Consider the following 16,248-nt stretch of genomic DNA (forward strand, 5'->3'; position numbering starts at 1 on the left):
CCGAACCTTGATCGCCACGGGACGCCTGAGGGGCAGGTCCGGCCGTTCGGGTACCGTCGGGGAGTGGGACGGGAGAACATGGGGGGTGCCGGGTGACCGACGTCGCTACCGACCAGTTGCAGGTCTGGGTTGACCAGGACCTCTGCACGGGTGACGGGCTCTGCGTGCAGTACGCACCGGAGGTCTTCGAGTTCGACGTCGACGGCCTGGCGTACGTCAAGGGCGTCGACGGTGAGCTGCGGCTCGCCCCCGGCAGCCGGGTCGACGTGCCGGAACACCTGCGGCTGGAGGTGATCGACTCCGCCAAGGAGTGCCCGGGCGAGTGCATCCACGTGGTGCGTGGCAGCGACGGCGTCGAGGTCGCCGGCCCGGAGGCCGAGGACGACTGAGCCGACGACGACCGGCTCCCGGGCCGGGGTGGCCCCGGCGTCGCCCCCGGCCCGGTCACGGCGCTACAGCAGCGGGCGGCCGACCACCGAGGCGACCAGCCGGGCGAACTCCTCCAGCCGGGCGATCTGCCCGGCCCCGCCGTCGTCGAGGGTCTTGCCGAAACGTAGCGCGTCGTGCCGGGGCGCGCCGACTATGTCGTCGCCGGGCGGGGCCTCGTCCAGCGAGGTGAGCAGCAGGTAGACGTCGATGCTGTCCACCCGGACCTCGCCGTTCTCGGCCCGGGTGAGCCGCCGCCGGCAGCCCACCTCGGTGACCGTGGAGACCGGCACCACCCGCAGCGACGACGTCATCGACCCGGGCGGCCCCTCCCCCGGCGGCACGTCCTCGCCGTGCCAGAGCACCAGCCGGCTGCCGTCGCAGACGACGACCTCCTGCCACACCCCGTTGACCTCGTTGACGAACCGTTCCAGGGTGAAGCCGAGCACCGAGGCGCCCCGCAGCACGCCGCCGAGCGCCTCCAGGGCGATGTCCGGGTCACGCAGGTAGGCCCGCGCCGCCGACTCCAGATCCTGGTACGGCGACCAGTCGGGGAACACGGCCGGCAGCTCACCGCCGCCGAAGCCCGGCCGACTCATGCGCACTCCCTGCGGTCACACCGTCGGCCCGCACCGGCCGTCGGGTTCTGCCCGTTCACGCCCAGCAGCTCCGATCCGCCGTCACGGCCGGTCCACCCCGTCGGCTGCGGTGGCCGACGCGGCGGCGGTGGCCTGTGCCGCCGCCTCCCGGGCCGCCGCCGCCTCCCGCAGCGCCTGCTTGCGTTCCGCGTACGCCTCGGCGCCCTTGCTGGGCTTGCGGCGGCGCGGCGGCGCGGTGACGCCCGGAGCGAGCTTACGCGCGGAGACCAGGAACGCGGTGTGCGCGATCATCCGGTGGTCGGGGCGGACGGCGAGCCCTTCGGCGTGCCAGTCGCGCACCAGCGACTCCCAGGCCCGCGGCTCGGTCCAGCCGCCCCGCTCGCGCAGCGCCTCGACCAGCTCGGACAGCTGCGGGGTGGTCGCCACGTAGCCGATGAACACCCCGCCGGGCAGCAGCGCCCGCTCGACCATGTCGAGGGTCTCCCAGGGGGTGAGCATGTCCAGGATGATCCGGTCGAAACCGGTCTCCGGGCAGTCGGCGACGTCGCCGACGTGCAGCCGCCAGGCGGGGTGCGGCGCGCCGAAGAACGCCTCCACGTTGCGCCGGGCGATCTGGGCGAAGTCGTCGCGCACCTCGTAGGAGTGCAGCTCACCGCCGGTGCCGACGGCGCGCAGCAGGGAGCAGCTCAGCGCCCCCGAGCCGGCACCGGCCTCCAGCACCTTGGCGCCGGGGAAGATGTCGCCCATGGCGACGATCTGCGCCGAGTCCTTCGGATAGATCACCTGGGCGCCGCGCGGCATGGACAGCACATAGTCCGACAGCAGCGGACGCAGCGCCAGGAACGCCGTCCCGCCGCCGGCGGTGCTGACCACGCTGCCGTCGGGCCGCCCGATCAGCGCGTCGTGCGACAGGATGCCCCGGTGGGTGTGGAACTCCTTGCCGGGCTCCAGGGTGACGGTGTGCATCCTCCCCTTCGGGTCGGTCAGCTGCACCCGGTCACCGGGGCGGAACGGGCCCCGGTGCACCGGGGGGAGTTCCGCGACGGCGGGGGGCGGCGGGGTGCCGTTGCGGGCCGGGAGGGTGGGGGGATGTGCTGCGGTCACCTGTTCGTCTTCCGTGTGGGTTCGAGGACCTGGGCGAGATCCGCGGTGTGCAGAACGCCGACCACATCTTCGCCTGACGTCACCACGTAGCGTGCGCCCGGGTGGGCCTGGACGGCCGCCATCAGCCGCTCGCCGTCGAGACCGAGCGGCACCGCCGGCAGCGCGGCCAGCGGCCGGGCCACCGCGTCGACCCCGAGCCAGGGCCGCCGGTGCACCGGTACGGCGTCCGCCGCGGCCGGGTCGACCAGGGCGACCGGCCGGCCCGCGCCGTCGACGACCAGCACGGCGGACCCGGGCGGGCCCTGCTCGGCGTGCCTGCGCTGCGCCTCGGCCAGCGGCGTGCCGGTGGGTACGGCGACGACCGGGCGGGCCAGCCGGGCCAGGTCGAGCAGCGGCACCCGGCGGCTGATCCGGGCGTACCGGATCGACTGTCCGGCACCGCGCCAGAGGGTGACCGCGACCAGCAGCATCAGCGGCAGCGCCAGCGGCACCAGCACCCGCTGCACGGTGAGCAGCACGACCAGCCCGGCGGTGCCCACCGCGACGGCCCGCCCGACCCAGCCGGCGACCTCGGTGGCCCGGTGCCGGTCGCGGGTGATCCGCCACAGCACGGCGCGCAGCGCCCGGCCGCCGTCCAGGGGCAGGCCGGGCAGCACGTTGAACACGGCGACGATGATGTTGCTCAACGCCAGTTGCAGCGCGAGCTGATGGGCCAGGGTGTGGTCGGGGGTGGCCAGCGTGGCGGCCACGGCGAGCCCGCCGAGCAGCGCCGAGACGGCCGGGCCGGCCAGCGAGACCAGCAGCTCCACCCGGGGGGTGGGGGCGTCCCGGTCCATCTCGGTGTAGCCGCCGAGCAGTTCCAGGGTGATCCCGCGCACACCGATGCCGTGACGCCTGGCGGTCAGCGCGTGCCCCAGCTCGTGCAGCAGGACCGAACCGAGCAGCGACACCACGAAGCCCAGACCGATCAGGTAGCCGCCGAGCGGGGACAGGCCGAGCCGGTCCCGGGCGAACTCGGCGTAGGTGACGGTCACCAGCAGGGTGAGCAGCAGCATCGACACGTTGAGGTGCAGCGGCACCCCGAACACCCGGCCGACGGTCAGGCCGCTGCGGGGCCGACGCGGCGGGCGGGGACGGGACTGCACCGCCCCGATGTTACGCGCCGACCCGATCATGCCCGGTGCGGCGAGCACGGCCCTGTCACACCGGTGTCCTAACCTTCGGGGCATGACGGCGGAACCGGTGATCGACCAGCAGCATCCTCCGGCGGCGCTGCCCGCCACGGTCCGGGCCTCGCTGTCGCCGTCACGGGCGGCCGACTTCAAGACCTGCCCGTTGCTCTACCGGTTCCGCAGCATCGACCGGCTGCCCGAGCGGCCCAGCGTCGAGCAGGCCCGGGGCACCCTGGTGCACGCGGTGCTGGAGCGGTTGTTCGACCTGCCGGCGGGCGGGCGCACCCCGCAGGCCGCCGGTGACCTGGTCGGCCCGCAGTGGGACCGGCTGGTCACCGAGCAGCCCGAGCTGGCCGGGTTGTTCGACCCGGGCGACGAGCCGGGCACCGCCGAGTTCCTCAGGTCGGCGGCGGCCCTGCTGGAGGGCTACTTCGCGGTGGAGGACCCGCGTCGGCTGGAGCCCGCCGAGCGGGAGAGCCTGATCTCCGCGGTGGTCGACGACGAGTTGCTCATCCGGGGTTACCTCGACCGGCTCGACGTGGCTCCCGACGGGGCACTGCGGGTGGTCGACTACAAGACCGGCGGTGCGCCGAGGGAGGCGTTCGAGGCGCGGGCGCTGTTCCAGTTGAAGTTCTACGCGCTGGTGCTGTGGCGCACCCGGGGCGTGGTGCCCCGGGTGCTGCGCCTGCTCTACCTCAAGGACGCCGAGGTCTGCGACTACTCCCCCGACGCCGACGAGCTGCTGCGGTTCGAGCGTACGGTGGTGGCGCTCTGGCAGGCCATCGAGCAGGCCACCGCGCGGCAGGATTTCCGTCCCCGGCCGAGCCGGCTCTGCGACTGGTGCAACCACCAGGCGCACTGCCCGACGTTCGGCGGCACCCCGCCACCGTTCCCGCAGCGGGCCGGGGCGGCCGACCCGCTGCGCGACGCCCGGTCCCGACCGGCCACCCCGGGCGCCGACGAGTAGCGCCGGCACCCGCCCGGCGGAGGCGGGCTCCTCCGTGAGGAGGAGACGAGGTTCACCGTCGGCGACGACCGGACGCCCCGGCGGGCGGCTAGCGTCGCGGTATGACCGAGGGACCCGAGCGGTGGTGGGTACGCCGGCCGCTGGCCGGTGACGCCCTGTTCGCCGCCGCGCTGGTGCTGGTGGAGGTCGCCTTCGTCCTGCTCACCCCGCGCGAGTTCTGGCCCCGGCAGCTGCCGTCCGCGCTGGCCTGGAGCGTGCTGTGCGCGGCCCCGGTGGTGCTGCGCCGGATCGCCCCGTGGCCGGCGGTAGTGGCGGCGCTGGCCACCCTGGCGGTGCCGGCGGTACTCGGGCACGCGCCCACCACGCAGAGCCTGACGTTCCTGGTGCTGACGTACACGACGGCGGTGCACCGGACGGTGCTGCCGGCGGTGGTCGCCACGGTGCTGCTCTGGGTGCCGGTGGCCACCCTCAACGTGGTCACCCCGCTGGACACCGGGCTCGACGTCGGTCCGGCGTACCTGGTGCTCAACAACCTGCTCACCGCTCTGCTCGCCTACGCGGTGGGGCGGGCGGTGCGGGCCCGGCGCACCTCGCTGCGGGCGCTGCGGGAGCGGGCCCGGGCGGCCGAGGACAACCAGCGGGCGCTGGCCGAGCAGGCGGTGGCCGACGAGCGGCGACGGATCGCCCGGGAACTGCACGACGTGGTCGCCCACCACGTCAGCGTGATGGGGGTGCTGGCCACCGGGGCACGGCGGGTGCTGCACCGCGACCTGGCCGCCGCCGACGAGGCGATCACCACCATCGAGGACACCAGCCGGGTCACGCTGCGGGAGATGCGCCGGCTGCTGGACGTGCTGCGCACCGACACGGAGCCCGCCGCCGACCTCACCCCGCAGCCCGGCCTGGCCGGCATCACCGCGCTGGTGGAGCAGGTACGCGAGGCGGGGCTGCCGGTCGTCCTGGAGGTCACCGAGCCGGTGCCGACGGTCGACGAGGGAGTCTCGCTGACGGTGTACCGGATCACCCAGGAGGCGTTGACCAACGCGCTCAAACATGCCGGGACGGCCACCGCGACCGTCCGGTTGGGCGTCGACGGCGGCGGCCTGACCGTGGAGATCACCGACACGGGGCGGGGACCGGAGCCGGGACCCGACCGGATCGGGCACGGTCTGGTCGGGATGCGGGAACGGGTGGCGCTCTACGGTGGAACCCTGCGGATCGGGCCTCGGCCCGGTGGCGGCTTCCGGGTGTACGCGAGAATTCCGGTGGAACCGGCCGGGACGGTCCCGGCGTGACGGGGGAACGGGGACAGCAGATGGGCCAGACGTACGGCAGCCCTGCGCCGTCCGCGCCGGACGGGCGGGCCGGACACCCGCCGGGGCGGCCGGTGCGGATCCTGCTCGCCGACGACCAGCCGTTGCTGCGCACCGGGTTCCGGATGGTGCTGGGCACCGAGGACGACCTGGACATCGTCGCCGAGGCCGGCGACGGGCAGGAGGCGGTGGAGTTGTCCCGCCGGCTGCTGCCCGACGTGGTGCTGATGGACATCCGGATGCCCCGGATGGACGGGGTGGCCGCGACCCGGGCGATCGTCGACGCCCGGTTGCCGGTGCGGGTGCTCATCCTCACCACCTTCGACCTCGACGAGTACGTGGTGGGGGCGTTGCGGGCCGGGGCGAGCGGCTTCCTGGCCAAGGACGTGCCGGCCGACGATCTGGTCACCGCCATCCGGACGGTGGCGGCCGGGGAGGCGGTGGTGGCGCCGCGCATCCTCAGGCGGCTGCTGGACCGGTTCGCCACCGTGCTGCCCGATCCGGCGGCGAGCCCACCGAAGGCGTTGGGCACGTTGACCGAGCGGGAACGGGAGGTGCTCGTCCAGGTGGCCCGGGGGTTGTCCAACGCGGAGATCGCCGCCGCGCTGTCGGTCAGCGAGACGACGATCAAGACGCACGTCGGACACGTGCTGACCAAGCTGCGGCTGCGCGACCGGGTGCAGGCGGTGGTGCTGGCGTACGAGTCGGGGCTGGTCCGCCCGAAGGCGTAGCCGGGCGGCGCCGGGTGCCCCTCGGGGCGTACCCAGGGTGAGGCCGGTGGGGGGACGGCAGCGTTGCCGCGCTCACCTACCGTGACGAAAGACGGCGTGGCGCGGTTGACCGTGTCGTGGCGTCGGATCCTGAACTTGATGCCGGGCCCCGCCGCAGGGTGGGGGTGGCACGACCGGTCGCCGGCTCAGGGTCAACCCTGAGCCGTTCTCCGGGCCGACCCGCAGCGGGAAATCCGCGCCGGGTCAGTCCGTGGTCGGACGGATCCGCGCCGACCGGCACCGAGGATGGGATCGACCCCACCGACCAGCGGGGGCGGTGGGGGCACACACAGCCAGACGGAAGAGGTAGATGACGTGACCGCGACGGTAGGCCGGCATGCGCAGGCCGCGGCCCGGGCGAACGACGTGTGGAAGGTGTACGGCACCGGCGAGGCGCAGGTCGCCGCGCTGCGGGGGGTCAGCGCCGAGTTCGAGCGGGGCAGGTTCACCGCGATCATGGGCCCGTCGGGGTCGGGCAAGTCGACGCTGATGCACTGCCTGGCCGGGTTGGACTCGGTGAGCAGGGGCACGGTGCAGATCGGCGACACCACGGTGACCGGGCTGGGTGACTCGGGGCTGACGAAGCTGCGCCGGGACAAGGTGGGCTTCATCTTCCAGCAGTTCAACCTGCTGCCGACGCTCACCGCGCAGGAGAACATCCTGCTGCCGATGTCGATCGCCGGTCGCAAGCCCGACCCGGCCTGGTACGACACGGTGATCGACACCGTCGGTCTGCGGGACCGGCTGGGGCACCGGCCGTCGCAGCTCTCCGGTGGCCAGCAGCAGCGGGTCGCCTGCGCGCGGGCGCTGGTCGCCCGACCCGAGGTGATCTTCGCCGACGAGCCGACCGGCAACCTGGACTCCCGTTCCGGCGCCGAGGTGCTCAACTTCCTGCGCAACTCGGTACGCGAGCACGGGCAGACCATCGTGATGGTCACCCACGACCCGACCGCCGCCGCGTACGCCGACCGGGTGGTCTTCCTGGCCGACGGGCAGATCGTCTCCGAGCTGATCGAGCCGACCGCCGACACGGTGCTGGACACCATGAAGAAGCTGGACACCCCGGTCGAGGTGGCCGGCTGATGTTGCGGGCCACCCTCAAGAGTCTGCTGGCGCGCAAGGTGCGCCTGCTGCTGTCCGGCCTGGCCGTGGTGCTGGGCGTCATGTTCGTGTCGGGGGCGTTCGTGCTCACCGACACGCTGGGCCGCTCGTTCGACGCGGTCTTCGCCGACGCGTACGAGGGCATCGACGTCAACGTCGCCGGCAAGCCCAAGGTGGCGCTCAGCGAGATGCAGGGCGAGCAGGTGCCGGCGACGGTGCCGGCGGCGACGGTGCAGCGGATCGCCGGGGTGCCCGGGGTGGCCGAGGCCACCGGCGTGGTCACCACCGACGGCGCCCAGCTGATCGGCAGCAACGGCAAGGTGGTCACCTCGTTCGGGCCGCCGCAGCTCGGGTCGAACTGGCAGGGCGAGAGCGACCTGGTGACGCTGCGGGAGGGCCGGGAGCCCCGGGCGGACGACGAGATCGTCGTCAACGCGGCGCTGGCGCAGGCGGGCAAGGTGAAGGTCGGCGACCGGGTCGGGGTGCTGACCCCGCTGGTGCCGAAGGAGACCTTCACCCTGGTCGGGGTGTTCGGGTACAGCGGTGACCGGGACTCGATCGGCGGGGTCAACGAGATCGCCTTCACCACGCCTGTCGCGCAGCGGCTGCTGCTGGGCGAGCGGGACACCTTCACCAACGTCACGGTCCGGGCCGCGGCCGGGGTCGACGACGCCGCGTTGCGCGACGACGTGGCCCGTACGCTCGGCGACGGCTTCGAGGTCAAGACCGGCGCGCAGTTGTCGGCGGACGCCTCGGCGAGCCTGAAGGAGGGGTTGTCCTTCTTCAACAAGATCCTGCTCGGGTTCGCCGCCGTCGCGCTGCTGGTGGGCACGTTCCTCATCCTCAACACCTTCTCGATCATCGTGGCGCAGCGGACCCGGGAGCTGGCGCTGATGCGGGCGATCGGGGCCAGCGGCCGGCAGATCATCGGTTCGGTGGTGCTGGAGGCGGTGGCGATCGGCCTGATCGCCTCGGTGCTGGGGCTGGGCGCCGGCATCGGCATCGGTGCGCTGCTGGCGTACGTCTTCGGCAACCTGGCCGGCGGGTTGACGCTGGCCGGGATCGGCGTCCCGGCGTCGGCGGTGGTCGGCTCGTTCGCGGTCGGCCTGCTGATCACGGTGGTGGCGGCGTTGCTGCCGGCGCTGCGGGCGGCGCGTATCCCGCCGATCGCGGCGATGCAGGACGTGGCCAACCCGGACCGGCCGTTGACCCGGGTCACCGTGACCGGTGGGGTGATCACCGGGATCGGCGCGGTGCTGCTGTTCCTCGGGCTCAGCGGCAACGCCGGAGACAACACCCTGGCGGTCATCCTGGGTGGGGTGCTGTTCGCCTTCATCGGGGTGGCGCTGCTGACCCCGCTGATCAGCCGCCCGGTGGTGTCCCTGCTGGGGGCGATTTTCGCCTGGTCGGTGCCGGGCAAGCTGGGACGGTTGAACTCCGGCCGCAACCCGCGCCGGACGGCGATCACGGCGGCGGCGCTGATGGTCGGCATCGCCCTGGTGACCGGGGTGACGGTGATCCTGGACTCGGCGAAGGGCAGCATCGGCGCGCTGGCCCAGGACACCATCAAGGCCGAGCTGGTGATCTCCGGGGCGTCGACCGGTCCGCGCCCGGCGAGCTTCGACCCGGCGGTGCTGACGAAGGTCGCCGCGCTGCCCGGGGTGCAGCTGGCCGACGGCGAGTACGGCGACATGGGCATGGTCGACGGGAAGGTCACCTGGCTGGCCGCGTCCAGCGACGTGACCGCGTTGCAGCGGATCTTCGGGGCCAAGACGACCGCCGGTGACATCAGCCGGCTCGGCCCGGACCAGATGCTGTTCAGCTCGGACGCCGCCCGTTCCCGCAACATCTCGGTCGGGTCGACGGTGACCGTGCAGGCCTCCCGGGGCGAGCCGCGCACCTATACGGTCAGCGGCATCTACGAGAGTTCCGAGCTGACCAGCCCGGTGCAGTTGCCGCCGCAGGCGGTGAAGGACTTCGCCATCCCGAAGCCCAACCAGGGGTTCATCCAGCTCGCCCCGGGCACCCGGGTGGCGGACGTGCAGCCGCAGGTGGAGGCGCTGCTGGCGGACAGCCCGGAGGTGTCGGTGGCCGACCGGGACGCGTTCATCGAGCAGCAGACCGGGTCGCTGGACAGCCTGCTCACGATGATCCAGATCCTGTTGGCGCTGGCCATCGTGATCGCGGTGCTCGGCATCGTGAACACCCTGGCCCTGTCGGTGCTGGAGCGGACCCGTGAGCTGGGCCTGCTGCGGGCGATCGGGCTGCGCCGGGCGCAGACCATGCGGATGATCACCGTGGAGGCGGTGGTGATCTCGGTCTTCGGGGCGCTGCTCGGGATCGTGGTGGGCGTCGGCCTCGGTGCCGCGGTGGTCCGGGCGCTCAAGGACGACGGCATCACCGACCTGATCCTGCCGTGGGGCCAGATGGGGCTGTTCCTGCTGCTGGCGGCCGTCATCGGCGTGGTGGCGGCGGTGCTGCCGGCGGTGCGGGCGGCCCGGATCAACGTGCTGGGCGCGATCGCGCACGACTGATCCCGTCCGCCGCGAGGGGGCCCGCCGGCCGGCGGGCCCCCTCGTCATGTCAGACGACTCAGCCGGGTGGCTCGCCGAGCAGCGCCGCCAGCAGCTCCAGGTCCGCCGAGGTGAGGCTCTCCACCTGGTGTACGCCGTCGGTAGGCGGCACCGGCACCTCCGCCGGGACGGCCAACACCGCCGCACCGGCGGCGAGCGCGCTGGCCACCCCGGTCGGCGAGTCCTCGATCGCCACGCACCGGTCGATCGGCACGTCGAGCAGCCGGGCGGCGGTCAGGTAGGGCTCGGGGTGCGGTTTGGTCGAGTCCACCTCGTCGCCGCAGACCACGGCGTCGAAGCTGTCCCGGCCGAGGGTGTCCAGGGCGACCTCGACCAGGGGCCGGCCGCTGGAGGTGACCAGCGCGGTGGGGATGCCGGCGGCGCGGACCGCCCGCAGCAGGGTCAACGCGCCCGGCCGCCAGCGCAGCCCGGTGCGGAACAGTTCCAGGATGCGCGCGTTGATCCAGTCGGCGCTGGCCTGCGGGTCCCGCTCGGGTTGGCCGAGGTCGTCATGGAGGATGCGCATCGACGCGGCCATCGCGGTGCCGATCATCGCCCGCCGGGCCGGGCCGCTGAGCGTCCCCCCGTAGACGGTGGCCAACTCGTGCAGGGCGACGTCCCAGAGCTTCTCGCTGTCGACCAGGGTGCCGTCCATGTCGAAGAGCACGGCGGCGGGGTGTGGGCTGCTCAGCGGAATCCTCCTGGCGCTCGCGGGTGGTCTCCGGGCGATCCTGCCAGGCGGGCCAGGACCGTCCGTCGCCGTACCGGCCGGACGTGACCTGCTCCTCAGCGCAGGTTGCAGGCGTCCAGGGAGCGCTCGTAGCCGCGGAAGAACCAGTCGGTGCGCTGTTCGGCGGTGCCGTGCGAGCCCTCGGCGAACCACGGCTGGTCGGGGTCGTCGCCGACGGCGAGCAGCCCCTCACGGAACTCGTCGAGGTCACCGGCGTCGAGCCGCAGGGTGCCGTCGCGTACGGAGTCGCCGAGGTAGGCCCCGGCCATGCAGTCGGCCTGCAACTCCTGCTGGATGGTGAAGTTGGCGCGCAGGCCGAGGCGGACCTGGATGCCGTGGGCATACTCGTGGCCCAGCAGGTAGAACACGAACGCGTCGCCGACCTGCCGGAACGCCGACACCGACCAGTTGACGTCGTAGGCGATGAAGTCGCCCTGGGAGCAGTAGACCGCGTTGTTTCGGGGCAACGCCTGCCCGGCGCAGGAGATCTCGCCCTCACGCTGGTAGGGCACGATCCGGCTGATCGGGCGGAACTGCTCGCCGGAGGTCCGGAACTGGGCGGCCCAGTAGCGTTCGGCGATGGTGACGGCGTCGGCGATGTCGCTCTTGAACTCGGCCACGCTGGTGGTGCCGTCGGCGCGGGTGGTCTCCGCCTCGGGCGAGGAGGGGGCCGCCGCCGGGCGCGACGACTGCCGGGGGGCCGGCTCCCGGGGTTCCTGCGGAGCGTTCTCCCCCACCCCGCCGGCCGCGCAACCGACCGCCACCACCAGTGCCGTCAACGCGGCGAGCAGTGGTCCGTGCGAGCGGCGTCGCGAGCCTGCCGTCACCGTGTGCCTCCCAGGCGTGCCGGTCCTGCGATCGGTGGTACCCCGACCGTGGAACGATCATGCCCGGCCGGCGTCCCGTTGACCATGGGTGAGCCAGGTCGGCCCCGCCGGGCGGTCAGTGGTGCTCCTGGCCCCGATGGATCGTGTCGTTCTGGGCGAAGTGGCGTTCCGCCTCGTACCGGTGCTGTCTGGCCTGGGCGTCCCGCCCGGCGGTGCGGTCCTCGGCCCCGACGGTGCGGGCCCGGTCGCGCCAGGCGACCCAGCCGACCGTGCCGATCATCACCAGGGCCGCCACCCCGAGCACGAGCCACATCGTCGTCATGAGGCCACGGTAGGTGACCGTCGCCACCCGCCCGGTCGGCGACTAGCCTCGCAGCCGGTGTCCGGATCGGCCCGGCGGCTCCGACGTCCCGGGTGTCCGGCCGCACCCGGCGGCCGAGAGGAGAGCCCGTGAAATACATGATCATGTTGTACGGCTCGCAGCGCGACTACGACGCCATGGCCGGCCGCCCCGGGGCCCAGCCGCCGATGACGCCGGAGCAGGTCGCCGCGATGCACGAGCACATGGCGGCGGTGCACCAGGAACTGGCCGAATCCGGTGAGCTGGTCGACGGGCAGGGGTTGACCGCGCCGGTGCACGCCCGCCGGGTGCGGCTGCGACAGGGCACGCCGGTGGTCACCGACGGGCCGTACCCGGAGACGCAGGAGGTGCTCGCCGGGTTCACCATCGTCGACTGCGAAAGCTTCGACCGGGCCACCCAGATCGCCGCCCGGTTCGTCGACCCGGACGCCGAGGGCGGGTACGTCGACGTACGGCCGGTCGCCGACGGCATCGACGACCTGGACGGCTGACCCTCACGCGATGGGACCGTCCACCGTCGAGGACCTGTTGCGCGTGCTCGCGCCGCAGGTCCTCGGCGCGGTCGTCCGCCGGTACGGCCACTTCGACGCCGCCGAGGACGCCGTCCAGGAGGCGCTGCTGGCCGCCGCGACCCGCTGGCCGGTCGAGGGGCTGCCGGAGCAGCCCCGAGGCTGGCTGGTCACGGTGGCCGCCCGGCGGCTGACCGACCTGCTCCGCGCCGAACAGGCCCGGCGACGGCGGGAGGACGACGTCGGCCGGGCGCAGCCGTGGTCCGCCCCGGCGGCCGACCACCGGGAGCCGGGCGACGACAGCCTGGTGCTGCTGTTCCTGTGCTGTCATCCGGCGCTGCCGCCGGCCGCCCAGATCGCATTGACCCTGCGCGCCGTCGGCGGGTTGGGCACCGCCGAGGTGGCGCGGGCGTTCCTGGTGCCCGAGGCGACCATGACCCGGCGGATCACCCGCGCCAAGCAGCGCATCCGGGACAGCGGGCTGCCGTTCGCGCTGCCCGGACCCGACGAGCGCGCAGCCCGGCTCGACGCCGTCCGGCAGGTGCTCTACCTGATCTTCAACGAGGGGTACGTCGGCACCACCGGCCCGCGCCTGTGCCGGGTGGACCTGTCCGCCGAGGCGATCCGGCTGACCCGGCTGCTGCACCGGTTGCTGCCCGACGATCCGGAGGTGACCGGGCTGCTGGCGTTGATGCTGCTCACCGACGCCCGGGGGCCGGCCCGGGTCGGCCCGGACGGTGAGCTGGTGCCGATGGCGCAGCAGGACCGCCGCCGCTGGCGGGCCGACCAGATCGCCGAGGGGGTGGCCCTGGTCAGCGCGGTGCTGCCGCGCGGCGACATCGGGCCCTACCAGCTCCAGGCGGCGATCGCGGCGGTGCACGACGAGGCAGCCAGCGCCGCAGCGACCGACTGGGCGCAGATCGAGGCCCTGTACGGGGTGCTGCTGGGGATGTCGGACAACCCGGTGGTGGCGCTCAACCACGCGGTGGCGGTGGCGATGGCCCGGGGTCCCGCCGCCGGGCTGCGGCTGCTCGACGCGCTGGCCGACGACCCCCGCGTCGGCGACGACCCCCGGCGGCACGCCGCCCGCGCCCACCTGCTGGAACGCTGCGGCAGGACCGCCGAGGCCCGGACCGCGTACGCGCACGCGGCCCGACGGTCGACGAACCTCGCCCGCCAGCGCTACCTGTACGGCCGGCTGGCGCGGCTGACCGATGCCGGGGACGGTGAGCACGGCAACGGATGACCGTCGGCGGGCGACGCTGCGATGGTGGGTGGGTCGCCTGGCCGGGCCCGTCACCGTCTTCGAACCTGGAGTGCTCGATGGACCATCAGCGCGATCTGCTGGGCGCCGCGACGAAACTGCGCGCCGAGATGGTGGACCGGCTGGGGGACCTGGTCGCGGCCGAGTCCGCCCCGGGCGACCTGCCCCACCTGGAGTCCTGCGCCGACCTGCTCGCCAGCTGGGGCGAGCAGGTGCTCGGCCGGCCCGCCGAACGGGTCGTCGTGGACGGGCTGCCGCACCTGCTGTGGCCGGCGGCCCGGCAACGGGTGCTGCTGCTCGGCCACTTCGACACGGTCTTCCCCATCGGCACCGTCAGGTCCCGGCCGTTCACCGTACGCGGGGACGTCGCCACCGGTCCCGGGGTGTGCGACATGAAGGCCGGGATCGTGCAGATGTTCACCGCGTTGGGCCTGCTGGCGGACACCTCCACGGTCGGCGTGCTGCTCACCTGCGACGAGGAGACCGGCTCCGGCACGTCCCGGCCGCTGATCGAGCGGGAGGCGCTGCGCTCGGACGCGGTGCTGGTCTGCGAGGCGGCCACCCCGCAGGGGGAGGTGAAGGTGGCCCGCAAGGGGGGCTCGGTGTACCGGGTCATCGTGCAGGGCCGGGCCGCCCATGCCGGGGTGGAACCCCAGCGGGGGGTGAACGCCACCGTCGAGGTGGCCCACCAGATCCTCACGCTGCGCGCCCTCGGCGCGGGGCACAGCGGCGGCACGTCGGTCACCCCGACGCTGCTGGCGGCGGGCACCACCACCAACACGGTGCCGGAGCTGGCCAGTCTGGCGGTCGACGTCCGGGCGTGGACCAGTGCCGAACTCGAACGCATCGACCGGGCCATCCACGAGCTGGTGCCGTTCCTGCCCGAGGCGACGGTGGCGGTGGAGGGCCGCATCGGCCGTCATCCGATGCCGGCGGAGCTGGCCCGGCCGCTGTTGGAGACCGCCCGGTCGGTCGCCGACCGGCTCGGCCTGCCGGCCCTGACCGGGGCGCACGTGGCGGGCGCGTCCGACGGCAACTTCACTGCCGCGCTGGGGGTGCCGACCCTGGACGGGTTGGGCGCGGTGGGTGGTGGGGCGCACGCCCGCGACGAGTACGTCCGCCTCGACCGGATGCCGGAGCGTACCGCCCTGCTGGCCGGTCTGGTCGACCAACTGTCCACGAAGGATAACTCCTGAGCGCGGTCCGGCCGGTGGGGCCGTAGGCTACCCCCTGTCGGCGAGCGACCGACGGGCAGGGGTCGAACGCGCGCATGAGCACGGCACAGCGGTCAGGGTCGTCCATTCCCCGGCTCGGCGTCGAGGAGGAGTTCCTCGTCGTCGACGCCGAGCGGGGCGAGGTGACGCCGCAGGCCGCCACGGTGGTCGACCGGGCCCGGGCGGAGCTCGGCGGCCGGGTGGGTGGCGAGATCACCGAGTTGCAGATCGAAACCCGTACCGAGCCCTGCCACGCGGTGGCGGAGCTGCACGCGCAACTCGTCGGGGCGCGTGGCGCGTTGCAGGCGGCGGCGGGTCGGGACGGGCTGCGGGTGGTCGCCACCGGTTCTCCGGTGCTCGGCCCGGCGGTGCCGCCGCCGATCACCCAGGGGCCACGGCAGGACCGGGGCAACGCCACCTACCGGGGGTTGCACGACGACCTGGCGATCTGCGCGGTGCACGTGCACGTGGAGCAGCCGGACCGCGACCGGGCGGTGCTGGTCGGCAACCACCTCCGTCCGCACCTGCCGGTGCTGCTGGCGCTCACCGCCAACTCGCCCTACTGGCGCGAACGCGACACCGGCTACGCGAGCTGGCGCAGCCTGACCTGGCAGCGCTGGCCGGTGGCCGGGCCACCGCCCTTCCTGACCTCGGCCCGGCAGTACGACGCACACATCGACCTGCTGCTCGACGCGGGCGCGATGGTCGACTCGGGGACGATCTTCTGGGACCTGCGGCTGTCGGCCCGCCATCCCACCCTTGAGGTGCGGGTGGCCGACATGCCGATCACCGCCGCCGAGTCCGCCGGGTTCGCGGCGCTGGTCCGGGCCCTGGCGATGGTCGCCGCGACGGCCGTCGAGCGGGGCGACGAGGGGCCCCGCACCGACCCGGATCTGATGCGGCTGGCGTACTGGCGGGCGGCACGCGACGGGATGTGCGGCCACGGCGTCGAGGTCGGCACCGGCCGGCTGCTGCCCGCCGGGGTGCTCGCCGCGCAACTGGTCGAGCTGGCCCGGCCGGCGTTGGAGGAGACCGGCGACGGCCCCCGGGTGCAACGGTGGCTGGCCGGGCTGGCGGTCGACGGCGACGGCGCGGCCCGGCAGCGGGCGGCGGCGGCCACCAGGGGCCGGCTCACCGACGTGGTCGCCGCGCTGGTCGCCGCGACCGCCGCGGACGGGCCCGGCGGGCAAGACAGCACACTGGCGTAACGACGAACCGGCCCGCCTCGGAAATGCTGGGAGCAGCCGGCCCGCGCGGTCCCCGCGTCCACTGTGGAGTGGGACACGACCGGGTCCGGCCGCGGCTCTGCCAGGGAGGC

The 16,248-nt window shown here is 73.9% G+C and carries 16 protein-coding genes; 10 read left to right on the forward strand and 6 right to left on the reverse strand.

From position 1 onward, the window contains the following. Positions 1-92: 92 nt before the first annotated feature. A complete protein-coding gene (locus ACWCHM_RS13185; protein WP_088646668.1) occupies positions 93-389 on the forward strand; it encodes a ferredoxin in 297 nt (98 codons plus the stop codon). A 63-nt stretch (positions 390-452) separates the two neighbouring features. Here ACWCHM_RS13185 and ACWCHM_RS13190 read toward each other — a convergent pair whose 3' ends face one another. The 3 genes from ACWCHM_RS13190 to ACWCHM_RS13200 form a co-directional block, all read right to left on the reverse strand. Continuing rightward, positions 453-1,025, reverse strand: a complete 573-nt coding sequence (locus ACWCHM_RS13190) for a hypothetical protein (RefSeq protein ID WP_454222603.1) — start codon at positions 1,023-1,025, stop codon at positions 453-455. Between the two features lie 81 nt (positions 1,026-1,106). Beyond that, entirely contained in the window at positions 1,107-2,051 is a 945-nt protein-coding gene (locus ACWCHM_RS13195) for a tRNA (adenine-N1)-methyltransferase (protein WP_454223073.1), read from the reverse strand. A 74-nt stretch (positions 2,052-2,125) separates the two neighbouring features. Next, positions 2,126-3,217, reverse strand: a complete 1,092-nt coding sequence (locus ACWCHM_RS13200; protein ID WP_281903071.1) for a site-2 protease family protein — start codon at positions 3,215-3,217, stop codon at positions 2,126-2,128. 139 nt (positions 3,218-3,356) lie between these two features. Between ACWCHM_RS13200 and ACWCHM_RS13205 the strand changes: the two genes are divergently transcribed. From ACWCHM_RS13205 to ACWCHM_RS13225, 5 genes are all read left to right on the forward strand, one after another. Beyond that, the gene (locus tag ACWCHM_RS13205) at positions 3,357-4,268 is read left to right on the forward strand and encodes a RecB family exonuclease (RefSeq protein WP_204960162.1); all 912 of its coding nucleotides are present in this window, start codon (positions 3,357-3,359) and stop codon (positions 4,266-4,268) included. Between the two features lie 101 nt (positions 4,269-4,369). After that, positions 4,370-5,563, forward strand: coding sequence for a sensor histidine kinase (locus ACWCHM_RS13210; protein ID WP_281897939.1), 1,194 nt, complete (start codon positions 4,370-4,372; stop codon positions 5,561-5,563). A 20-nt stretch (positions 5,564-5,583) separates the two neighbouring features. Beyond that, entirely contained in the window at positions 5,584-6,312 is a 729-nt protein-coding gene (locus ACWCHM_RS13215) for a response regulator (protein WP_454223074.1), read from the forward strand. A gap of 354 nt (positions 6,313-6,666) precedes the next feature. Next, positions 6,667-7,434: an ABC transporter ATP-binding protein gene (locus ACWCHM_RS13220; protein ID WP_088646672.1), complete on the forward strand. Its 768-nt coding sequence runs from the start codon at positions 6,667-6,669 to the stop codon at positions 7,432-7,434. After that, positions 7,434-9,986: an ABC transporter permease gene (locus ACWCHM_RS13225; protein ID WP_454222604.1), complete on the forward strand. Its 2,553-nt coding sequence runs from the start codon at positions 7,434-7,436 to the stop codon at positions 9,984-9,986. The genes ACWCHM_RS13220 and ACWCHM_RS13225 overlap by 1 nt, the downstream gene beginning before the upstream one ends. Before the next feature lie 58 nt (positions 9,987-10,044). On the opposite strand, the gene ACWCHM_RS13230 is transcribed toward ACWCHM_RS13225, so the two are convergent. The 3 genes from ACWCHM_RS13230 to ACWCHM_RS13240 form a co-directional block, all read right to left on the reverse strand. After that, positions 10,045-10,692: an HAD family hydrolase gene (locus tag ACWCHM_RS13230; RefSeq protein WP_204960165.1), complete on the reverse strand. Its 648-nt coding sequence runs from the start codon at positions 10,690-10,692 to the stop codon at positions 10,045-10,047. 119 nt (positions 10,693-10,811) lie between these two features. After that, entirely contained in the window at positions 10,812-11,582 is a 771-nt protein-coding gene (locus ACWCHM_RS13235; RefSeq protein ID WP_204960166.1) for a neutral zinc metallopeptidase, read from the reverse strand. 115 nt (positions 11,583-11,697) lie between these two features. Next, positions 11,698-11,904 carry a hypothetical protein gene (locus ACWCHM_RS13240; RefSeq protein ID WP_204960167.1) on the reverse strand — a complete coding sequence of 69 codons (207 nt, stop codon included), beginning with the start codon at positions 11,902-11,904 and terminating at the stop codon, positions 11,698-11,700. 137 nt (positions 11,905-12,041) lie between these two features. On the opposite strand from ACWCHM_RS13240, the gene ACWCHM_RS13245 reads away from it, so the two are divergent. From ACWCHM_RS13245 to ACWCHM_RS13260, 4 genes are all read left to right on the forward strand, one after another. Then, positions 12,042-12,434 (forward strand): YciI family protein, encoded by a 393-nt coding sequence (locus ACWCHM_RS13245; protein WP_421490407.1) that lies wholly within the window; start codon positions 12,042-12,044, stop codon positions 12,432-12,434. Between the two features lie 10 nt (positions 12,435-12,444). Further along, positions 12,445-13,698, forward strand: a complete 1,254-nt coding sequence (locus ACWCHM_RS13250; RefSeq protein ID WP_204960169.1) for an RNA polymerase sigma factor — start codon at positions 12,445-12,447, stop codon at positions 13,696-13,698. A gap of 77 nt (positions 13,699-13,775) precedes the next feature. After that, positions 13,776-14,912 carry a M20 family metallopeptidase gene (locus ACWCHM_RS13255; protein ID WP_421488496.1) on the forward strand — a complete coding sequence of 379 codons (1,137 nt, stop codon included), beginning with the start codon at positions 13,776-13,778 and terminating at the stop codon, positions 14,910-14,912. Positions 14,913-14,986: 74 nt separating this feature from the next. Further along, entirely contained in the window at positions 14,987-16,138 is a 1,152-nt protein-coding gene (locus ACWCHM_RS13260; RefSeq protein ID WP_421488497.1) for a carboxylate-amine ligase, read from the forward strand. Positions 16,139-16,248 lie beyond the last annotated feature (110 nt).

The organism is Micromonospora sp. SCSIO 07396 (assembly GCF_053667945.1).

Coding starts and splice junctions, on each gene's coding strand:
- ACWCHM_RS13260 (WP_421488497.1), top strand. CDS start 14,987: ATGAGCACGGCACAGCGGTCAGGGTCGTCCATTCCCCGGCTCGGCGTC.
- ACWCHM_RS13255 (WP_421488496.1), top strand. CDS start 13,776: ATGGACCATCAGCGCGATCTGCTGGGCGCCGCGACGAAACTGCGCGCC.
- ACWCHM_RS13210 (WP_281897939.1), top strand. CDS start 4,370: ATGACCGAGGGACCCGAGCGGTGGTGGGTACGCCGGCCGCTGGCCGGT.
- ACWCHM_RS13250 (WP_204960169.1), top strand. CDS start 12,445: ATGGGACCGTCCACCGTCGAGGACCTGTTGCGCGTGCTCGCGCCGCAG.
- ACWCHM_RS13225 (WP_454222604.1), top strand. CDS start 7,434: ATGTTGCGGGCCACCCTCAAGAGTCTGCTGGCGCGCAAGGTGCGCCTG.
- ACWCHM_RS13205 (WP_204960162.1), top strand. CDS start 3,357: ATGACGGCGGAACCGGTGATCGACCAGCAGCATCCTCCGGCGGCGCTG.
- ACWCHM_RS13215 (WP_454223074.1), top strand. CDS start 5,584: ATGGGCCAGACGTACGGCAGCCCTGCGCCGTCCGCGCCGGACGGGCGG.
- ACWCHM_RS13245 (WP_421490407.1), top strand. CDS start 12,042: ATGATCATGTTGTACGGCTCGCAGCGCGACTACGACGCCATGGCCGGC.
- ACWCHM_RS13240 (WP_204960167.1), bottom strand. CDS start 11,904: ATGACGACGATGTGGCTCGTGCTCGGGGTGGCGGCCCTGGTGATGATC.
- ACWCHM_RS13190 (WP_454222603.1), bottom strand. CDS start 1,025: ATGAGTCGGCCGGGCTTCGGCGGCGGTGAGCTGCCGGCCGTGTTCCCC.